General features: G+C 43.1%; 16 protein-coding genes. 13 read left to right on the plus strand and 3 right to left on the minus strand.

The genetic code is table 11. The features are described 5' to 3' along the window. The first annotated feature begins 125 nt into the window (after positions 1 to 125). The 6 genes from lexA to AB4160_RS13695 all read left to right on the plus strand — a co-directional run bounded on the left by lexA (position 126) and on the right by AB4160_RS13695 (position 6,344). Complete coding sequence (gene lexA / locus AB4160_RS13670; RefSeq protein ID WP_076538206.1) at positions 126 to 743, plus strand: transcriptional repressor LexA; 618 nt, start codon at positions 126 to 128, stop codon at positions 741 to 743. After that, a complete protein-coding gene (locus AB4160_RS13675; protein ID WP_371999346.1) occupies positions 740 to 1,246 on the plus strand; it encodes a cell division inhibitor SulA in 507 nt (168 codons plus the stop codon). The genes lexA and AB4160_RS13675 overlap by 4 nt, the downstream gene beginning before the upstream one ends. 430 nt (positions 1,247 to 1,676) lie before the next feature. Beyond that, on the plus strand, positions 1,677 to 3,293 hold the full coding sequence (gene coxB, locus AB4160_RS13680) for a cytochrome c oxidase subunit II (protein WP_303502165.1): 1,617 nt from the start codon (positions 1,677 to 1,679) through the stop codon (positions 3,291 to 3,293). Positions 3,294 to 3,302: 9 nt separating this feature from the next. After that, positions 3,303 to 4,907, plus strand: coding sequence for a cytochrome c oxidase subunit I (gene ctaD, locus AB4160_RS13685; protein ID WP_102440133.1), 1,605 nt, complete (start codon positions 3,303 to 3,305; stop codon positions 4,905 to 4,907). 1 nt (position 4,908) lies between these two features. Further along, positions 4,909 to 5,472, plus strand: coding sequence for a cytochrome c oxidase assembly protein (locus tag AB4160_RS13690; RefSeq protein WP_102440132.1), 564 nt, complete (start codon positions 4,909 to 4,911; stop codon positions 5,470 to 5,472). Then, positions 5,469 to 6,344 (plus strand): cytochrome c oxidase subunit 3, encoded by an 876-nt coding sequence (locus AB4160_RS13695; protein ID WP_076538215.1) that lies wholly within the window; start codon positions 5,469 to 5,471, stop codon positions 6,342 to 6,344. Before AB4160_RS13690 ends, AB4160_RS13695 begins: the two co-directional genes overlap by 4 nt. Before the next feature lie 10 nt (positions 6,345 to 6,354). Here the strand turns inward: AB4160_RS13695 and AB4160_RS13700 are convergent, their stop codons facing one another. Beyond that, entirely contained in the window at positions 6,355 to 6,582 is a 228-nt protein-coding gene (locus tag AB4160_RS13700) for a DUF2909 family protein (protein WP_076538217.1), read from the minus strand. A gap of 10 nt (positions 6,583 to 6,592) precedes the next feature. Between AB4160_RS13700 and AB4160_RS13705 the strand changes: the two genes are divergently transcribed. From AB4160_RS13705 to AB4160_RS13725, 5 genes are all read left to right on the plus strand, one after another. Further along, positions 6,593 to 7,339: an SURF1 family protein gene (locus AB4160_RS13705; protein ID WP_371999349.1), complete on the plus strand. Its 747-nt coding sequence runs from the start codon at positions 6,593 to 6,595 to the stop codon at positions 7,337 to 7,339. Positions 7,340 to 7,435: 96 nt separating this feature from the next. Next, a complete protein-coding gene (locus tag AB4160_RS13710) occupies positions 7,436 to 7,990 on the plus strand; it encodes a hypothetical protein (protein ID WP_102520320.1) in 555 nt (184 codons plus the stop codon). Further along, positions 7,990 to 8,970 carry a heme A synthase gene (locus AB4160_RS13715; protein WP_102440129.1) on the plus strand — a complete coding sequence of 327 codons (981 nt, stop codon included), beginning with the start codon at positions 7,990 to 7,992 and terminating at the stop codon, positions 8,968 to 8,970. The genes AB4160_RS13710 and AB4160_RS13715 overlap by 1 nt, the downstream gene beginning before the upstream one ends. Before the next feature lie 14 nt (positions 8,971 to 8,984). Further along, positions 8,985 to 9,890: a heme o synthase gene (cyoE, locus tag AB4160_RS13720; RefSeq protein ID WP_102440128.1), complete on the plus strand. Its 906-nt coding sequence runs from the start codon at positions 8,985 to 8,987 to the stop codon at positions 9,888 to 9,890. A gap of 112 nt (positions 9,891 to 10,002) precedes the next feature. Further along, a complete protein-coding gene (locus tag AB4160_RS13725; RefSeq protein ID WP_102440180.1) occupies positions 10,003 to 10,635 on the plus strand; it encodes an SCO family protein in 633 nt (210 codons plus the stop codon). 138 nt (positions 10,636 to 10,773) lie between these two features. Here the strand turns inward: AB4160_RS13725 and AB4160_RS13730 are convergent, their stop codons facing one another. Beyond that, positions 10,774 to 11,247 carry a ribbon-helix-helix protein, CopG family gene (locus tag AB4160_RS13730; protein WP_372005060.1) on the minus strand — a complete coding sequence of 158 codons (474 nt, stop codon included), beginning with the start codon at positions 11,245 to 11,247 and terminating at the stop codon, positions 10,774 to 10,776. 800 nt (positions 11,248 to 12,047) lie between these two features. Beyond that, a complete protein-coding gene (locus AB4160_RS13735) occupies positions 12,048 to 13,094 on the minus strand; it encodes a polysaccharide deacetylase family protein (RefSeq protein ID WP_102520319.1) in 1,047 nt (348 codons plus the stop codon). A gap of 9 nt (positions 13,095 to 13,103) precedes the next feature. Between AB4160_RS13735 and dinF the strand changes: the two genes are divergently transcribed. Then, the gene (gene dinF / locus AB4160_RS13740; RefSeq protein ID WP_102476154.1) at positions 13,104 to 14,441 is read left to right on the plus strand and encodes an MATE family efflux transporter DinF; all 1,338 of its coding nucleotides are present in this window, start codon (positions 13,104 to 13,106) and stop codon (positions 14,439 to 14,441) included. An 86-nt stretch (positions 14,442 to 14,527) separates the two neighbouring features. Then, complete coding sequence (locus tag AB4160_RS13745) at positions 14,528 to 16,453, plus strand: alpha/beta hydrolase family protein (protein WP_372005063.1); 1,926 nt, start codon at positions 14,528 to 14,530, stop codon at positions 16,451 to 16,453. The last annotated feature ends 63 nt before the right edge of the window (positions 16,454 to 16,516 follow it).

Below are 16,516 nucleotides of genomic sequence, written 5' to 3' on the forward strand. Positions count from 1 at the left end.
AACCGTGCCCCCATATATAGCCAACAAGAATTAGATGATAATAGTTAAATTAATTTGGTTAATACTTGCGCGACCACCGATACTGTATATAATGACAGTCACTGTATAAAAAAACAGGAATCAATATGAGACCTTTAACGCCACGCCAAGCTGAAATATTAGAGCTAATTAAATGTAATATCGCCGAAACAGGTATGCCGCCAACTCGTGCAGAAATTGCAACTCGATTAGGCTTCAAAAGCGCCAATGCCGCTGAAGAACACTTAAAAGCACTGGCAAAAAAAGGCTGTATTGAAATTATTCCTGGTACCTCTCGCGGGATCCGCATGGTGCAGGTGGAGGAGGAAGTTGAAGCAGGCTTACCACTTATCGGCCAAGTTGCTGCAGGTGAACCTATCCTTGCTCAAGAGCATGTTGAACAGTATTTCCAAGTTGACCCAGAAATGTTTAAGCCCAATGCTAATTTCTTACTACGCGTTCGAGGCGACAGTATGAAAGACATTGGTATTTTAGAGGGCGACTTATTAGCAGTGCATAAAATGCAAACTGCCACCAATGGTCAAGTTGTAGTGGCACGTCTTGAAGACGATGTAACCGTGAAAAGATTTGAAAAGAAAGGCAATATTATTTATTTACATGCTGAAAATGCAGAATATGAGCCGATTAAAGTTGATTTAAGTTGCCAAAACCTAACGATTGAAGGGCTTGCTGTTGGCGTTATTCGTAATGGAGGTTGGTTATGAACACATTAATAGGCAATGCACCGCGTCACCCTGGATTATGGGTAGATATGGCATCTGATCCCTTACCCACTAAACAAGGGATTGAAACCAAGCGCACCCAAAACCAAGGCTTAACTGAATTGACTCAATTATGCAGTCAGTTAGCCATTTTAAGTCAGCAAGGCCTTTGGATTGTACTGATTAATCCGCCGCATATCGGTTATAAGCAAATTCTTGCTAATGCCAATGTTCGTATGGACAGAGTATTGTTAGTTCACACCAAAGATGAAGTCGAAACCCTGTGGGCGATGGAAAAAGCGCTCACTAACGGTACTTCAAGTGCAGTAATTACTTGGACACCACCATTAGATGCCCGCGACAATCGCCGCATTCAATTGGTTGCCAAAAATGCCTTAGCCCAAGGGCTTATCATTGAAGATGTAAATACTCACTTACCTGAAGGCGACCCATTAACGCAAACTTTAGCAGTACAGACTCGGGTAAACCTTACCTCGTTTCACTAGTAAAATATGACTAAAAAAGCCCTTCACTACGCTGAGGGGCTTTTTTTTGCACTTTTTTCAGCAAATTAGATGATAAAGTGATCTTGATCAATATTTAATCTCCAAGTAATGTAGTTAACAAGGTAGTAACAATTTATCGTACTGCCGAGAATAAATGTCAAAAAGATACAAACGCTATTAAAAGATTGAGCTGGTACCGTGCGGTATAGAAAGCCTTGAATGTAAAGCGTCAAATATAATTGATAAGTTCAGTATTAGGTACAAGTGTGGCACCGTAACGTAATAACATAATTGAGTTTTCAAGCTCAAAGCCACCGTGTACTTTGAAATGATCAAACTTTTTCGGGTATGAAAAGTTTGCATAGAGCAGAGTATTACTGTGTGGCTTTTCTTTGTAATTGCAATTCGCAATTAGCAGAGGAGTAGTCTTGTGAAGCGATTGTTGTACGGATTAATGGTGGCGTTGCTTGCAACCCCACTCACAGCGGCAGAGATGCCCTTAAACATGACTCAAGGTGTAACAGAGATCAGTGGCCAGGTTTACGACCTGCATATGATTATTTTGTATATCTGTTGCGCCATTGGTGTCGTGGTCTTTGGGATCATGATTTATTCCATGATCTATCACAGAAAATCTAAGGGTGCAGTTGCAGCCGACTTTCATGACAGTACCAAGGTTGAAATAGCTTGGACAGTATTGCCATTTCTAATCCTAATTGGCATGGCAATCCCAGCAACAAAAACGCTGATTGCTATGGAAGATCCCAGCGATGCTGAACTGACAGTCAAAGTGACGGGCTCTCAATGGAAATGGCATTACAGCTATTTCAATGAAGATGTCGAGTTTTTCAGTTTATTATCTACCCCAGCAGACCAAATTACTGGCACCGCAGATAAAACCGACACCTATCTTTTAGAGGTCGATAAGCCGCTGGTTTTACCAATAAATCGTAAAGTACGTTTTTTAATGACCTCGGATGACGTTATCCACTCTTGGTGGGTACCAGCATTTGCCGTTAAAAAAGATGCAAATCCTGGTTTCATCAATGAAGCTTGGACTAAAATCGATAAAATAGGTACTTATCGAGGCCAATGTGCCGAACTATGCGGTAAAGATCATGGCTTTATGCCTATTGTTGTTGAAGCCGTTTCTGAAGCAGACTTTGACCAATGGCTAATCGACCAAAAGCAATTTGCTGTCGATGCTAAAGCCGCTGCACAAGCCTCACTGAGCCAAACCCTTAGCTATGACGAGTTAATGGCCCAAGGCGAACAAATCTACATGGGTCGCTGCGCGGCTTGCCACCAACCTAATGGTGCTGGTTTACCTGGCGTCTTCCCTTCCCTAATTGGCAGTCCAATGATTAAAGGCCCAGTGTCTGGCCATATCGATATTGTCGTTAATGGTAAGCCTGGCACTGCGATGCAAGCGTTTGCCAAGCAGCTAACGGCAACTGAAATTGCTGCAGTAGTCACTTATGAGCGTAATGCTTGGGGTAATGACTCTGGCGATACCGTGCAAGCGGCTGATGTGAGTGGCAATGGGACAAATTCTAGCGCTACACCAACCACTGCAGACGCTCCTAGTGCAGGCACTTCTACCGCAGACACGTCAACGCCTGTGACTTTACCAGCAAGCTTACCTACAGCTGAACAACTTGAAGACACTGCAACACAAGCTGTGACTGAAGCGGCAACACAAGCAGCAGAAGTTAAAGCTGTGGTATTGGATGACTTGACGATGGATGAGTTAATGACCATGGGCGAGCAAGTCTATATGACTAGCTGCGCTGCATGTCACCAAGCTGCTGGTACTGGCTTACCTGGCGCGTTCCCTTCATTAGTAGGCAGCCCACTCATCGTCGGTCCAGTGACGGATCATCTTAATATTGTCATCAATGGTAAACCTGGCACGGCAATGCAAGCATTTAACTCGCTACTTACGCCACAACAGCTTGCTGCAGTGGTGACTTATGAGCGAAATGCCTGGGGTAATAACTCTGGCGATGCAGTTCAGGCTGCTGATGTTGTTGGTCACGGAAAGTAAGGGATTAAAATGAGCACAATTACACAAGATTCACCAGCCGCTCACGACGATCACCATGATGACCATCATCATGGGGCGCCAAAAGGCATTATGCGCTGGGTTTTAACCACTAACCATAAAGATATTGGTTCAATGTATCTGTGGTTTAGTTTCATTATGTTTTTAACCGGCGGCGCAATGGCCATGGTCATTCGTGCTGAGTTATTCCAACCCGGTTTACAGTTAGTTGAACCTAACTTTTTTAACCAAATGACCACAGTCCATGGCTTGATTATGGTATTTGGCGCAGTCATGCCAGCCTTTACCGGCTTAGCTAACTGGCTCATTCCAATGATGATTGGTGCGCCAGATATGGCACTACCGCGGATGAATAACTGGAGCTTTTGGATTTTACCTTTCGCGTTTGCGATTCTACTTAGCTCGCTATTTATGGAAGGTGGAGGCCCCAACTTTGGCTGGACTTTCTATGCACCACTGTCAACAACCTATAGCCCTGATAGCACAGCATTATTTGTGTTCTCAGTTCACATTATGGGCATAAGCTCGATCATGGGTGCTATTAACGTGGTGGTGACCATTGTTAATATGCGTGCTCCGGGTATGACTTGGATGAAGCTGCCATTGTTCGTCTGGACTTGGCTGATTACCGCCTTCTTGCTAATAGCAGTGATGCCGGTATTGGCAGGTGTAGTAACCATGGTACTGACTGATAAATACTTTGCCACCAGCTTCTTTGATGCTGCTGGCGGCGGCGACCCTGTGATGTTCCAGCATATTTTCTGGTTCTTTGGCCACCCCGAAGTCTACATCATGATTTTACCTTCATTCGGGATTATCTCGGCCATTATTCCCACCTTTAGCCGTAAAAAGCTTTTCGGTTATGCCTCCATGGTATACGCCACCTCAAGTATTGCGATTTTGTCCTTCCTAGTTTGGGCGCATCACATGTTCACCACCGGGATGCCAGTATTTGCAGAGCTATTCTTCATGTACTGCACCATGTTAATCGCAGTGCCTACTGGGGTGAAAGTGTTTAACTGGGTTGCAACTATGTGGCGCGGCTCAATCACCTTCGAAACCCCGATGCTGTTCGCCATTGCATTCATCATCTTATTCACCATCGGTGGCTTCTCTGGCTTGATGCTAGCGATCACCCCAGCGGATTTCCAATACCATGATACTTACTTTGTGGTAGCGCATTTTCATTATGTACTGGTGACTGGCGCAGTATTTTCCATTATGGCTGCAGCATATTACTGGCTACCGAAATGGACAGGATACATGTATAGCGAAACATTAGGTCGTTGGCATTTCTGGTGCAGTGTTATTTCAGTGAATGTACTGTTTTTCCCAATGCACTTTTTAGGCTTAGCAGGCATGCCACGTCGTATTCCAGACTATGCAATTCAGTTTGCTGACGTAAACCAAATTGTCTCTATTGGTGGTTTTGCCTTTGGTTTATCACAACTGATTTTCCTCGCTGTGGTACTGAAATGTATCAAGGGCGGCGAAAAAGCTGCGGATAAGCCATGGGAAGGTGCTGAAGGGTTAGAGTGGACTATTGCCAGTCCTGCGCCTTATCACTCATTTACCACCCCACCAGAGGTTAAATGATATGAGCCAGCCAACAAAATCAAACCGTAATTTACTTATTGGCCTAGTACTGGGTTCAATAGGTATGTTCGGCTTTGGTTTTGCGCTAGTGCCTTTGTATGACGTGCTTTGCGATGCCTTGGGGATTAATGGAAAAACCCAAAGTACTGCCAGCAGTTATGAGGCTGTGGTGATTGATAAAGACCGTACTGTAACCATTGAGTTTATTGCCCAAGTACAAAGCAATATGCCGTGGGAGTTTGTGCCAAAAGTGAACCGCATGCAGGTTCACCCCGGCGAACTCACACGTACTGCGTTTTTAGCGAAAAACTTATCTTCAAATAACCTCGTAGGCCAAGCAATACCCTCGGTATCGCCAGGCCAAGGCGCGGCTTATTTTAATAAGACCGAGTGCTTTTGCTTCAATCAGCAACCCCTAGCAGCAATGGCCGATGCTGAATTACCGTTAATTTTTTACGTGGATGCGGATTTACCTGAATCCATTAACACTTTGACTCTCTCTTATACCCTCTATGATATTACAGACAAGCAGACTGCAGCCATAGAGCAAGGAGCAGCAAGATGACAACAAAACATGAAAACTACTACGTGCCAGCGCAAAGTATCTGGCCAATTACCGGCGCTATCGGATTATTTCTGATTGCATTTGGCGCAGGTACCTACATCCAACAACTTTCAACTGAACAATCTTCTGGCGGCTACACCCTAATCGCGGGTATTGCTGTAATTATATTTATGCTGTTTGGCTGGTTTAAAAATATCATTGATGAGTCAATGTCAGGTTTATATTCAGCGCAAATGGATCGCTCTTTTAGACAAGGCATGAGCTGGTTTATTTTCTCAGAAATCATGTTTTTCGGGGCATTTTTTGGGGCATTGTTTTACGCTCGAATGGTAGCAATACCTTGGCTCGGCGGTGCATCAAATAATGCCATGACCCATGAGGTATTGTGGCCAACATTTGAAGCCATTTGGCCGCTAGTGAAAACCCCAGATGGTACCACCACTGAAGCCATGGGTTGGGGCGGATTGCCGCTGTATAACACCCTCATTCTACTGACCTCTTCAGTCACCTTGCACTTTGCCCATGTGTCGTTAGAAAAATCAAAACGTGGCGCACTGAAGGTTTGGTTAGGACTGACTATTTTGCTGGGTATCGGCTTCTTGTTTTTACAAGTTGAAGAGTATGTCCATGCCTACCAAGAAATGGGGCTCACACTCACCTCAGGGATTTATGGTAACACCTTCTTTTTGCTAACTGGCTTTCACGGTATGCACGTCACCTTAGGCACAGTATTTCTAATAATCCTGTTCTTTAGAGTATTGAAAGGTCACTTCACCCCAGATAATCATTTCGCCTTTCAATCCGGAAGTTGGTATTGGCATTTTGTTGATGTGGTGTGGTTATGCTTATTTATTTTCGTGTACGTCTTATAAGGCTGCAAAGCTAATAAGGTCTAGGATTTGGGCTTATCCAGCCAAATCCTAAGGCCAGTAACAATAACAACATCACTAACGCAGAAAAGATCACTCGACGACCTAAATATTGGCTCATAGATTGTTTATTTTCCGCTTTAACCATAATAAATAGGGCTCTGGCTAAATTAAATAATATGAATACAAGCAGCAGTACTAAAACAAGCTTGAAAATAACTAAGGTATCTAAGGTTCCCACGGGCTCTCCTTTGCGCGTTTGGCGACTTTCTACTGGGTTATTGCTAGTTGTTACTGTGAGTGTGTTTTCTATTTTGGTCAAGCTCGGTTTATGGCAACTTGATAGAGGAATTCAAAAACAAGCTTGGCAAGCCACCTTAAGTGAAAGGCAAGCGTCCAGTGAATTGGATTACCACACTTTTTTAACGCTAGATAGCAGCGGTCCACTAACGGGTTATCGCATTAACGTCACCGCTAAGCCCGTTAATGAACAAATATTACTGCTTGATAATCAAGTTTATAACGGCCAAGTGGGTTATCTGGCTTATCAAGTATTTGCAATATCAGCCACAGAGCCATGGCTACTGGTTGAACTAGGCTTTACTGCAGCGAATAAAGACCGCCGCATATTACCCGATTTAGCGCCATTGCCTGCGGCGCAATATCAGCTCACAGGTCGAGTGTATCAGCGCCAAACCAATCCCTTAAGTGACCAACTTTATGTGGAACAATTTACAGTAGAAAACCGTGACGTGATCCGTTTTCAAAATTTAAATCTCGTGGCCTTAGCAGAGAAAATAGGTCATCAACTGGCACCGGCAGTACTGCAGCCCGATGTAACACCAAATATGAATCTAGCAAAACCTTGGACACCTATTCCACTGTCAGCCCAAAAACACCAAGGCTATGCATTGCAATGGTTCACCATGGCAGCAGTATTTTTATCGCTAATGCTATGGCTTGGTTGGAAAACATTTAAGCCTAAAATTAAGACCTAAAGTTAAAACCTAAATACAAGAGTAACTAAATTAAAAATAGTGACTTAAGTAAAAACTCATCCTATAACAAAAACAGTCGTAACAAGAGGAGCAAGTATGAACTCCCCAGCAAAACCTAAAGGTAACAAGACATTATATCTACTGCTGCTGGTATTTATTTTACCGGTGGCTATGGCTAAATTAGTCTTGAGCCTAGATTTATATAACGGCGCCGCCACTAACAAAGGTGAGCTAATCGGCGCACAACTTAATTATCAAACCTTAGCCATGACCAACCCTGAGCCGCATATGTGGCAGCTGGTGTATTTATTACCAAACCAATGCCTAGAACAATGTCAGCAACGTTTGTATGTCATGCATCAAAGCCATATCGCCTTAGGTAAACATCAAGATCGCGTCAGCCCAATTATTTTACTCACCCCAGATAGCGACACCGCAATTTTAACTAAACTGCAAGTGCCGTTTGCTACAGCCAGTGCCAGCCCTGCAATGGCCGCATTACTGACAGAGCAGCAAATGATTATTGTCGATCCCCTTGGTAGCCTAGTCATGAAATACCCAGGTATTATGGGCGAGCAAGAAAATATTGCCCAAGGTAAGTCGATGATTGGCGATTTACGTAAGATGCTTAAACTATCGAGGGTCGGGTAATGGTGATAAAAAACCTGCTCAAATTTACCTTAGTATTTACCTTTACGGTGATATTAATGGGTGCCTACACTCGGCTGTCAGATGCAGGCCTTGGCTGCCCTGATTGGCCAGGTTGCTATGGTCATCTTGTGGTGCCTAGCGCGCCTGATGCAATAGCAAAAGTTGAGACTGCATTCCCAAATCAAACGCTAGAGCCTGACAAGGCGTGGCTGGAAATGATCCACCGCTATATCGCTGGCACTCTTGGATTACTGATTTTAACCATCCTTATCATCTGCTTAAAAAGAGCCGATGCGCCCAAAAAGCTACCCATACTGATTTCCGCCCTACTGCTCTTTCAAGCCGCCTTAGGTATGTGGACCGTCACCATGAAATTAATGCCCATCGTAGTCATGGGGCATTTAATTGGTGGCTTTAGTTTATTCGCTTTACTGCTACTGCTGTATTTACGTACCCGGCCACTGCGGATCCCTGGTGGTGACACTTATGCCAGAAAACTCGCCCCCTTTGCCATGGTCTGCTTAATTGTACTGGCGGTTCAAATTATTTTGGGCGGCTGGACGTCATCGAATTACGCAGCATTAGCCTGTACCGCCCTGCCAATATGTGAAGGTAACTGGGTCGATAATCTGCAATTTGCTGATGCTTTTTCACCGTTTCAAGGGACACATCCAAGCTTTGAATATGGCGTATTGGAATACCCTGCCCGCATGACAATCCATGTTACTCATCGTATTTGGGGCGTGATTACCGCTGCCTGTTTAGTGTGGTTAGGATTTAAATTACTTAAAGCACGCTCACACACAATACGTAAAAGTGCTTGGCTGTTATTTGCCCTAGTGATCATTCAAGTGGGCCTTGGCATCAGCAATATTGTCATGCATTTGCCTTTAGGGATTGCTGTATCGCACAACGGCGGCGCAGCGCTATTGTTACTTACCGTTATTTTCATCAACTACGCGCTGTGGCGTAAAGCTTAAGCAAGGATTCTATTATGGCTAAATCTCTGTCTATACCAGCAAGCACCAGCAGCGCGCAATTACCTTGGCGCGCCTATTTTGAAATGACCAAACCCAAAGTGGTCGCCCTGATGTTACTGACAGTACTGGTGGGAATGTGCCTCGCATTGCCCGGCGCAGTGCCATTGCAGCCGCTTATCTTTGGCATGATAGGCATAGCCATGATGGCGGGGGCAGCGGCGGCTTATAACCACTTAATTGATCGCCGCATTGATGGTTTAATGGCGCGTACCTATAACCGCCCATTACCAAAAGGCAAGGTCTCGGTAATCAAAGCCATGACCTTTGCCACTTCTATCGGCTTAGGCGGTTTTGTTATTTTGTATACCTTAGTTAACCCACTTACCGCATGGTTAACCTTTGCCAGTTTAATCGGTTATGCTGTGGTGTATACCGCTTATCTTAAGCGCGCTACCCCGCAAAATATCGTCATTGGCGGCTTAGCTGGGGCAATGCCACCTTTATTGGGTTGGACTGCTGTCACCAACGAATTACATGGCAACGCACTATTACTTGTTATCATCATCTTCACTTGGACGCCGCCGCATTTTTGGGCACTGGCGATTCACCGTAGAAAAGAATACGCCAAAGTCGATGTCCCAATGCTGCCAGTCACCCATGGGGTTGAGTTTACTAAAACTTGTATCTTGTTATATACCTTGTTACTGGCTATTGCCTGTTTATTGCCAGTGCTGGTTGGCATGTGTGGCCCCGTTTATCTTGTGGGTTCAACCATTCTAAGTTGTGGCTTTATTTATAAAGCCTGGCAACTTAAGTATCACGACAAACCAGGGCTGGCGATGGATGTGTTTAAGTTCTCGATTTATCACTTAATGATTTTATTTTTAGTGCTATTAGTTGATCACTACTTATGGGTATAACTCGCTTTATCAGTGCTTATCGCCATGGTGAAGTTGAAGATAAAAACAGTGAACGTAAAGATAAAAATAATGGAGTGAATGAGTGAAAAAAATTATCGCGTTAGCTTTCATTATGCTGGGCTTGGGCGTCGCTGTTGCTACGCTTTTCCCTAGTCAAAAAAGTTCATCCGCAACAATCGCCACTGCCACCAAATCAAGGCCGGATCTGGCACTTGAAACAAGTTATTTGTTTGATAACCCAAGACCACTGGCACCTTTTAGTATGCAAGACCAATTGGGGAATACCTTTACCAATGAGCAGCTTTTAGGTAAGTGGAGTTTAGTATTTGTCGGCTTTACTTCATGCCCAGATGTTTGCCCAACAACCCTTAATAAACTCAATGCCGCCTACCCAGAGTTGCAAGCAGTAAGCGACAATATTCAAGTGGTGTTTGTGTCAGTGGACCCCGCAAGGGACAGCCAAACTAAACGTTTAGATTACATCAATTTTTTTAACCGCGATTTCAAAGCCGTTACTGCCGATCACGCTCAGCTATTTCCTTTTACTCGTGATTTAGGTTTTGCCTACGCCATGGTTGGCGACGGCGAAGATTACCAAGTGGATCACAGCGCCAGCTATGTTTTAGTATCACCACAAGGGGAAAAGTTTGCAGTGTTTAAACCTAAAGCCCAACCCGGGAAAATACCACAGATTTTGAATAAAGAGCTGGTTGCGGATCTAAAGCAGATTATTGAAAGTGCTTAAGGTTTTTATATAGGTATTGAAATATAACAAAGCCTCAATATGAAAATATTGAGGCTTTTTGTTTTGACGAGGACTGATGTAGTAACTCATTTGTGGACAAAAACTTGTTAGGCTTTATCCATAATCTGGTTAGGTGAATTATTTGTACGTGACCTCAATTAAAGCTTCAATTAACTCATTAATAGACAAGCCTGTTTTCTCAGAGTCTGCTTGTATTTTTTTGATTGTTTCACTTGATAGTTTTATTTCTATCGATTTATTTTTGCTAAAGTAATCCAAAGAGTCTATTTTGGCACCAGATATAAAGCCAGTTAAACCTAGAACACCAGCTAGAGGCAGCCCGACTGCACTTCCCATTGCTGCAATCCCAACCCCTCCTAAAGAACTTCCTACAATAATACCTACTGTAGTCAAACTAACTTTGCCACCTTCTTTTACTGCAATATCACGCCAAATTTCATTCCATTTTTTTTGGAAAGAATTGTTAGATTTATAAGTCTTTACCAAGCTCTTTACACCGTATATTTCAAACTCTTTGAACAGAATAATCAGACGGTCTCGGCTATCTATAAGGTTACTTGGAATGTTTGCAATTTCACTAAATGTTCCCACTTCGAACTCATTACGGTTAAGATCTATGTTTATGAATTTTACCACAGTGTACTTAAACCAATAATAATTTAAGAGTAACAGCTAAGTAAAATTGGACACAAATTTAGGTTTTACCTAACCCATAATGGGGCATAAACGAGTTACCAGCACCAACTTTATACTTCATTTTTATTGGCTAAATTACGGAAGACCATAACTTCAACTTAATCCATTGCCTGCCGCAGGTGATGTATAGGATATACAAATGTCGCGATCACATGGATGTGAAAGAGCGACCTTATGTGCAGATACAACTGCGAGACGCTGCAAGTACGTCCATGTAAGCTCTGCCAAAACATCCCTGTTTTGGAAGCTCGCTGCTGCATCTACACTGGGATTTTCATTTCTTCGATTTGACTGTATTCGTGATAAATTTAAGAGCTAAAAGGCTCAAAAGATCAAGAGTCTAATCTGCTAAAAGGCTCAATTTGAATTGAGGGCGTTGAAGAAAATAGCGTGATGCTCACATGGATGTGAGCATAGCTTTCGCGGTGCAGGGATGCACCATCGGAAGCGTTAGCATTTTCACTCTTTGCAATAAAGAGGTGACCGAAGTAATTAACAAACAAAGTCAAAAGCTGGATCAATCCCCCTTGAAAACATGCGTTTTTCAGTATTTTTCGTCGGGGGCGGCAGGGCCTAATTCTTTAATAAAGAGTATAGAGGGTATTGCTGTTGATACCCTTTTGGTCGGGTGTGGGTGGAAAACCCACGATGTTAATCCAAACGGAGTTTGAAAAAATAGAACTAAAAGAAAGAAGTTATTCTTTCGGCCAACTGCCATCATTATTCGGTCTTAACCAGGCTTGCGAAAACCAATAATAACCTGACTTAGTTTTACTCGGTGCAGTGCAGTTATAACGGCTTCGACCTGCAGGTAAGTTTGCTGAAGCTTGAATATTAAACTCAGTTTCAGACACCCAAGTCGGCTTTTTAGCGCCTTGGCCTTGGACAAAACACATCACCTGATGCGGGTAAATATCAGTGGTGTCCAGCTCAACGGTTAGCTCAGGTCGCCACTGACCTTGGCTTAACTGTGGGTCAGTGATATTTTGCTTCACCACCGGCATATTGAGGCTAGTAAACTTGACTTTTAAACTGTCTAAATCAGCATAAGGGCCCGCCACAGGAAAACGTGGCAGCGCAGTCAGTATTGAGTATTTTCCCGCGGCGCCAGATTGTTGCCCTAAACCAATAAAGGCGTGCTTTTTCAGAATATCTTCAACATCGCTATTGTACTCACCATATGGGTAAGCCAGCATTTTTACACTCTGACCGGTATGCTTGTTAATTTCCGCTTCCGTTGCTAGCAAGTTTGCTTCGATTCTATCAAGCCATTGCTGCTTAGATTCGCCATCAAGCTTACGATTTAGATGCTCATGGGCCCAGCTATGGTTGGCGATTGTAGCGCCCTTTTCAGTGAGCGTTTTAATATCATCCCAACTCATCATGCCGCGATAACCTTTTTCAATCGGCTCTACTGACACAAATACTGTATAAGGAAAATCATATTTGGCTAATATGGGCGCCGCAGCCATACCGATACTGTCATAGCCATCATCAAAGGTAATAACGATGCTTTTATCCGCTAATGGCGTGTTATTCTTTAGCGCATTTACCGCTTGGGTTAATGGAATGATGGTAAACTCGTTTTCAGCAAGGTATTGCATTTGCTCTTCAAATTGAGCTGGCGTCACACTGGTACTTGCAGGTGTAGTTTCTGACACATGATGATATTGCAAGATCACCACGGCATTGGCATTAAGTGATATTAACCACAATAACCCCAATAGAGTTCGTTTTAACATATTATTCCTATGTCCATAAAAGCATTACTTTTTAACAGCCAAAAAAACCGGCAGCTTTTTGCTTTAGCCTTGCCGATGATTTTATCGAATATCACCATACCGTTATTAGGTTTAGTCGATACCGCAGTCATCGGCCATTTAAGTGAGGCCTATTATTTAGGCGGGGTGGCGCTTGGCAGCACAATTATTACTTTAATTGTCTGGTTGCTGGGCTTTTTGCGCATGTCCACCACGGGGCTGGTCGCCCAAGCTTACGGCGCTAATGATACCGTAACTCAGCAAAAATTGCTGGTGCAAGGCGCTTGCCTTGCATTGCTGTTTGGTGGCGCAGCAGTGTTATTGCAGCAACCGCTGCTCGATTTTGCCATGTCTTTAAGCCAAGCCAGTGCGCAGGTGCAGCAATTTTGCCGCGAGTACGTAGAAATTCGTATTTGGTCGGTGCCATTTGCACTCTTAAATTTGGTGTTACTTGGCTGGTTACTGGGCAGGCAAGCGCCCAAGGCGGCAATGTGGCAGTTAATCATCGCCAATATCGTCAATATCGTTTTAGATGTAGTGTTTGTGATTGGCCTAAATTGGAATGTAAAAGGCGCCGCGCTTGCCTCTGTTATCGCTGATATGTGTGCCTTTACCGTTGCAGCTGTCATTGTAAAACGCGCTTTATATCAACAGGCTGATTTTAGTTTGCGTCAGTTAATGGTTCATATCAGCTTAAAAGGCTATTCACGCTTATTAAAATTAAATCGCGATATCTTTATTCGCAGCTTATGTTTGCAAGCCAGCTTTACCTTTATGACTTTTTACGGTGCGGGCTTAGGTGATGACATCATTGCCGCTAATGCGGTGCTGCTTAATTTACTGATGCTGATCTCTTACGCCTTAGATGGCATAGCTTATTATGCCGAAGCAGAAGTGGGCCGCGCGGTGGGGCAAAAAAACCTCAATTTATTACATGACTCAGTGACCCTTGCTGCGAGTTGGTCAGCGCTATTTGCCTTAGGCTTTAGCCTGTTATTTTATTTTGCGGGTAGCAATATCATTGGCTTACTCACCAATATTGAGCTGGTGCAACAACAAGCCGAGCATTACTTGATCTGGTTGGTATTCATGCCGTTATTAGCCTTTGGGTCCTACTTATTTGATGGGGTATATATTGGCGCAGCCCAAGGTAAAATGATGCGTAATAGCATGATTTTATCGACCTTTGGGGTGTTTTTTCCCTGTTGGTATTTACTTCAAGAATACGGCAATAATGCCCTGTGGGCCGCCATGAGCGCCTTTATGTTATGCCGTAGCCTGTCGTTAGCACTGCATTACCGCTACAGTGACTGCTTTAAACAGCTATAAGCGCTCTTTATTATTGAATTAACAGTAGATTTATCAGTCCTGCGACTGATAACATCTAGTTAACAACAATAATAGGGATGATTTTAATGAAACGGATTTTTAGCTTACTAGTGACGCTTTGGCTATGCTCAGCTTCAGTTAGCGCCCAACAATTACCGCTGGAAGCATTTGCCAGCATTCCAGATGTTAGCCATGTGACCATGTCACCTAATGGCAAAAAAATAGCTTCTTTAGTCCGCTTAAATACCAATGAAATGAAAGGCTCGATTATTAATATCCTTGATATTGATACCCGTGAGTCTTTTTATCCACTGCAAACAGATAATGAAAAATTTGTGATTTTATCACTGCAATGGGCCAGTGATGATGCCTTATTAATCAAAGCTAAATTCCCTGCTGTACGCTACGGCACGCCAACTACAGAAACGAGGTTGATGAAGTATTCTATCAGTAAAAATAAAACCTCTAGCATTATCAGCAGTCGCTCTCTTAAAAAATTCAAATGGATGCCGCAAATCCAATCTAACATCATCGACTATTTGCCAAATGATAAAGAGAAACTGTTACTGGGCATTAGTGGTTTAGGTAACAAGCCCAATTTTGAGTCGGTTATTAACATCAACTTGAACAATGGAGCTTTCAAGTTTGTGCAACCAGCAGAACCAAATATCCAAGACTGGATAACCGATAGACAGCATAAAGTCAGAATTGGCATTTATCACAAAGATAGTCAGTTCAGAATTTACGAACAAGCTGACACAGGTGAAGATAGACGTGTTTTATGGGAGTTTGAGGCCTTTGCTAAGGAACAAGTTTGGCCGATGGGCTTTGCGCAAGACCCCAATATTCTTTATGTAAAAGCATATCATGATGACTTATTGGCTATTTTTAAGGTTAACTTAACCGACCCAAAACTAACTAAAGAATTGGTGTTTAGCAGAGAGTCCTATGACGTTGAAGGCTCATTAATTTACTCAAGTCTCAAACAAAGAGTCATCGGCATTAATGACAGTGACGAATCTGAATATACATTTTGGGATGACGAATACGTTCGCTTAGCTAATGGGCTAAATAAAGCGTTACCAGACTATCGTAATTACATCACCCAATTTAGTGACGATGAACGCCGCTATATTGTCTACTCAACCAATGCCAAAGAAGCGGGTATTTATTTCTTTGGTGATCGTGATGCCGGTGAGTTACTCCCTATCGCATACCGCTATAAAGAGTTAAACCCTGAATTATTAGCTGATACTAAAACCCTGACTTATAAAGCCAGAGACGGCTTAGAAATCGAAGCTTTTCTAACGACGCCCCAAAACAAAGAAGCTAAAAACCTACCTACTATTATTTTCCCCCATGGCGGCCCTATTAGTTATGACTCAAATAGCTTTGATTATTGGACCCAGTTTCTAGCCAACAGAGGCTATGCAGTACTGAGAATGAACTTTCGAGGTTCATCTGGTTACGGCTTTGACTTTATGCAAGCAGGGTTAAAAAGCTGGGGCTTGGATATGCAAAACGATGTTGAAGATGGTACCCGCTGGCTGATGGAGCAAGGTATTTCAGACCCTAAAAAAATATGCATTGTCGGCGCCAGTTATGGCGGTTATGCCGCACTCATGGGTGTGGCTACCACCAAAGATTTATACCAATGTGCAGTCAGTGTGGCGGGTGTCACCGATGTGGAGTATTTAGTCAAGTCTTCAAGACGTTACACTAATTTTGAAATCGTTAAAAAACAAATTGGTGATGACTATGATGCCCTATATGCGCGCTCACCATTAAGCAAAGCTAAAGACATTCATGTCCCAGTGTTACTTATTCACGGCGATAAAGATCGCGTGGTGCGCGTGCAGCACAGTGAAGATATGTTTGATAAGTTAGACGACCTAAAAAAGCCTGTGGAATATATCGAACTTGAAAACGGCGATCATTATTTAAGTAATAATGATCATCGGATTCAGACCTTTATCGCCATTGAAAAGTTTTTACATCAAAATTTACATTAAGCTTTAAATTCAGAACAGTACCCAGTAAATCAACACTGTGGTACTGATTCTTTATCAAAAAAA

Origin of the sequence: Shewanella sp. 10N.286.51.B8, assembly GCF_041469325.1 — a bacterium.
GTDB lineage: Bacteria > Pseudomonadota > Gammaproteobacteria > Enterobacterales > Shewanellaceae > Shewanella.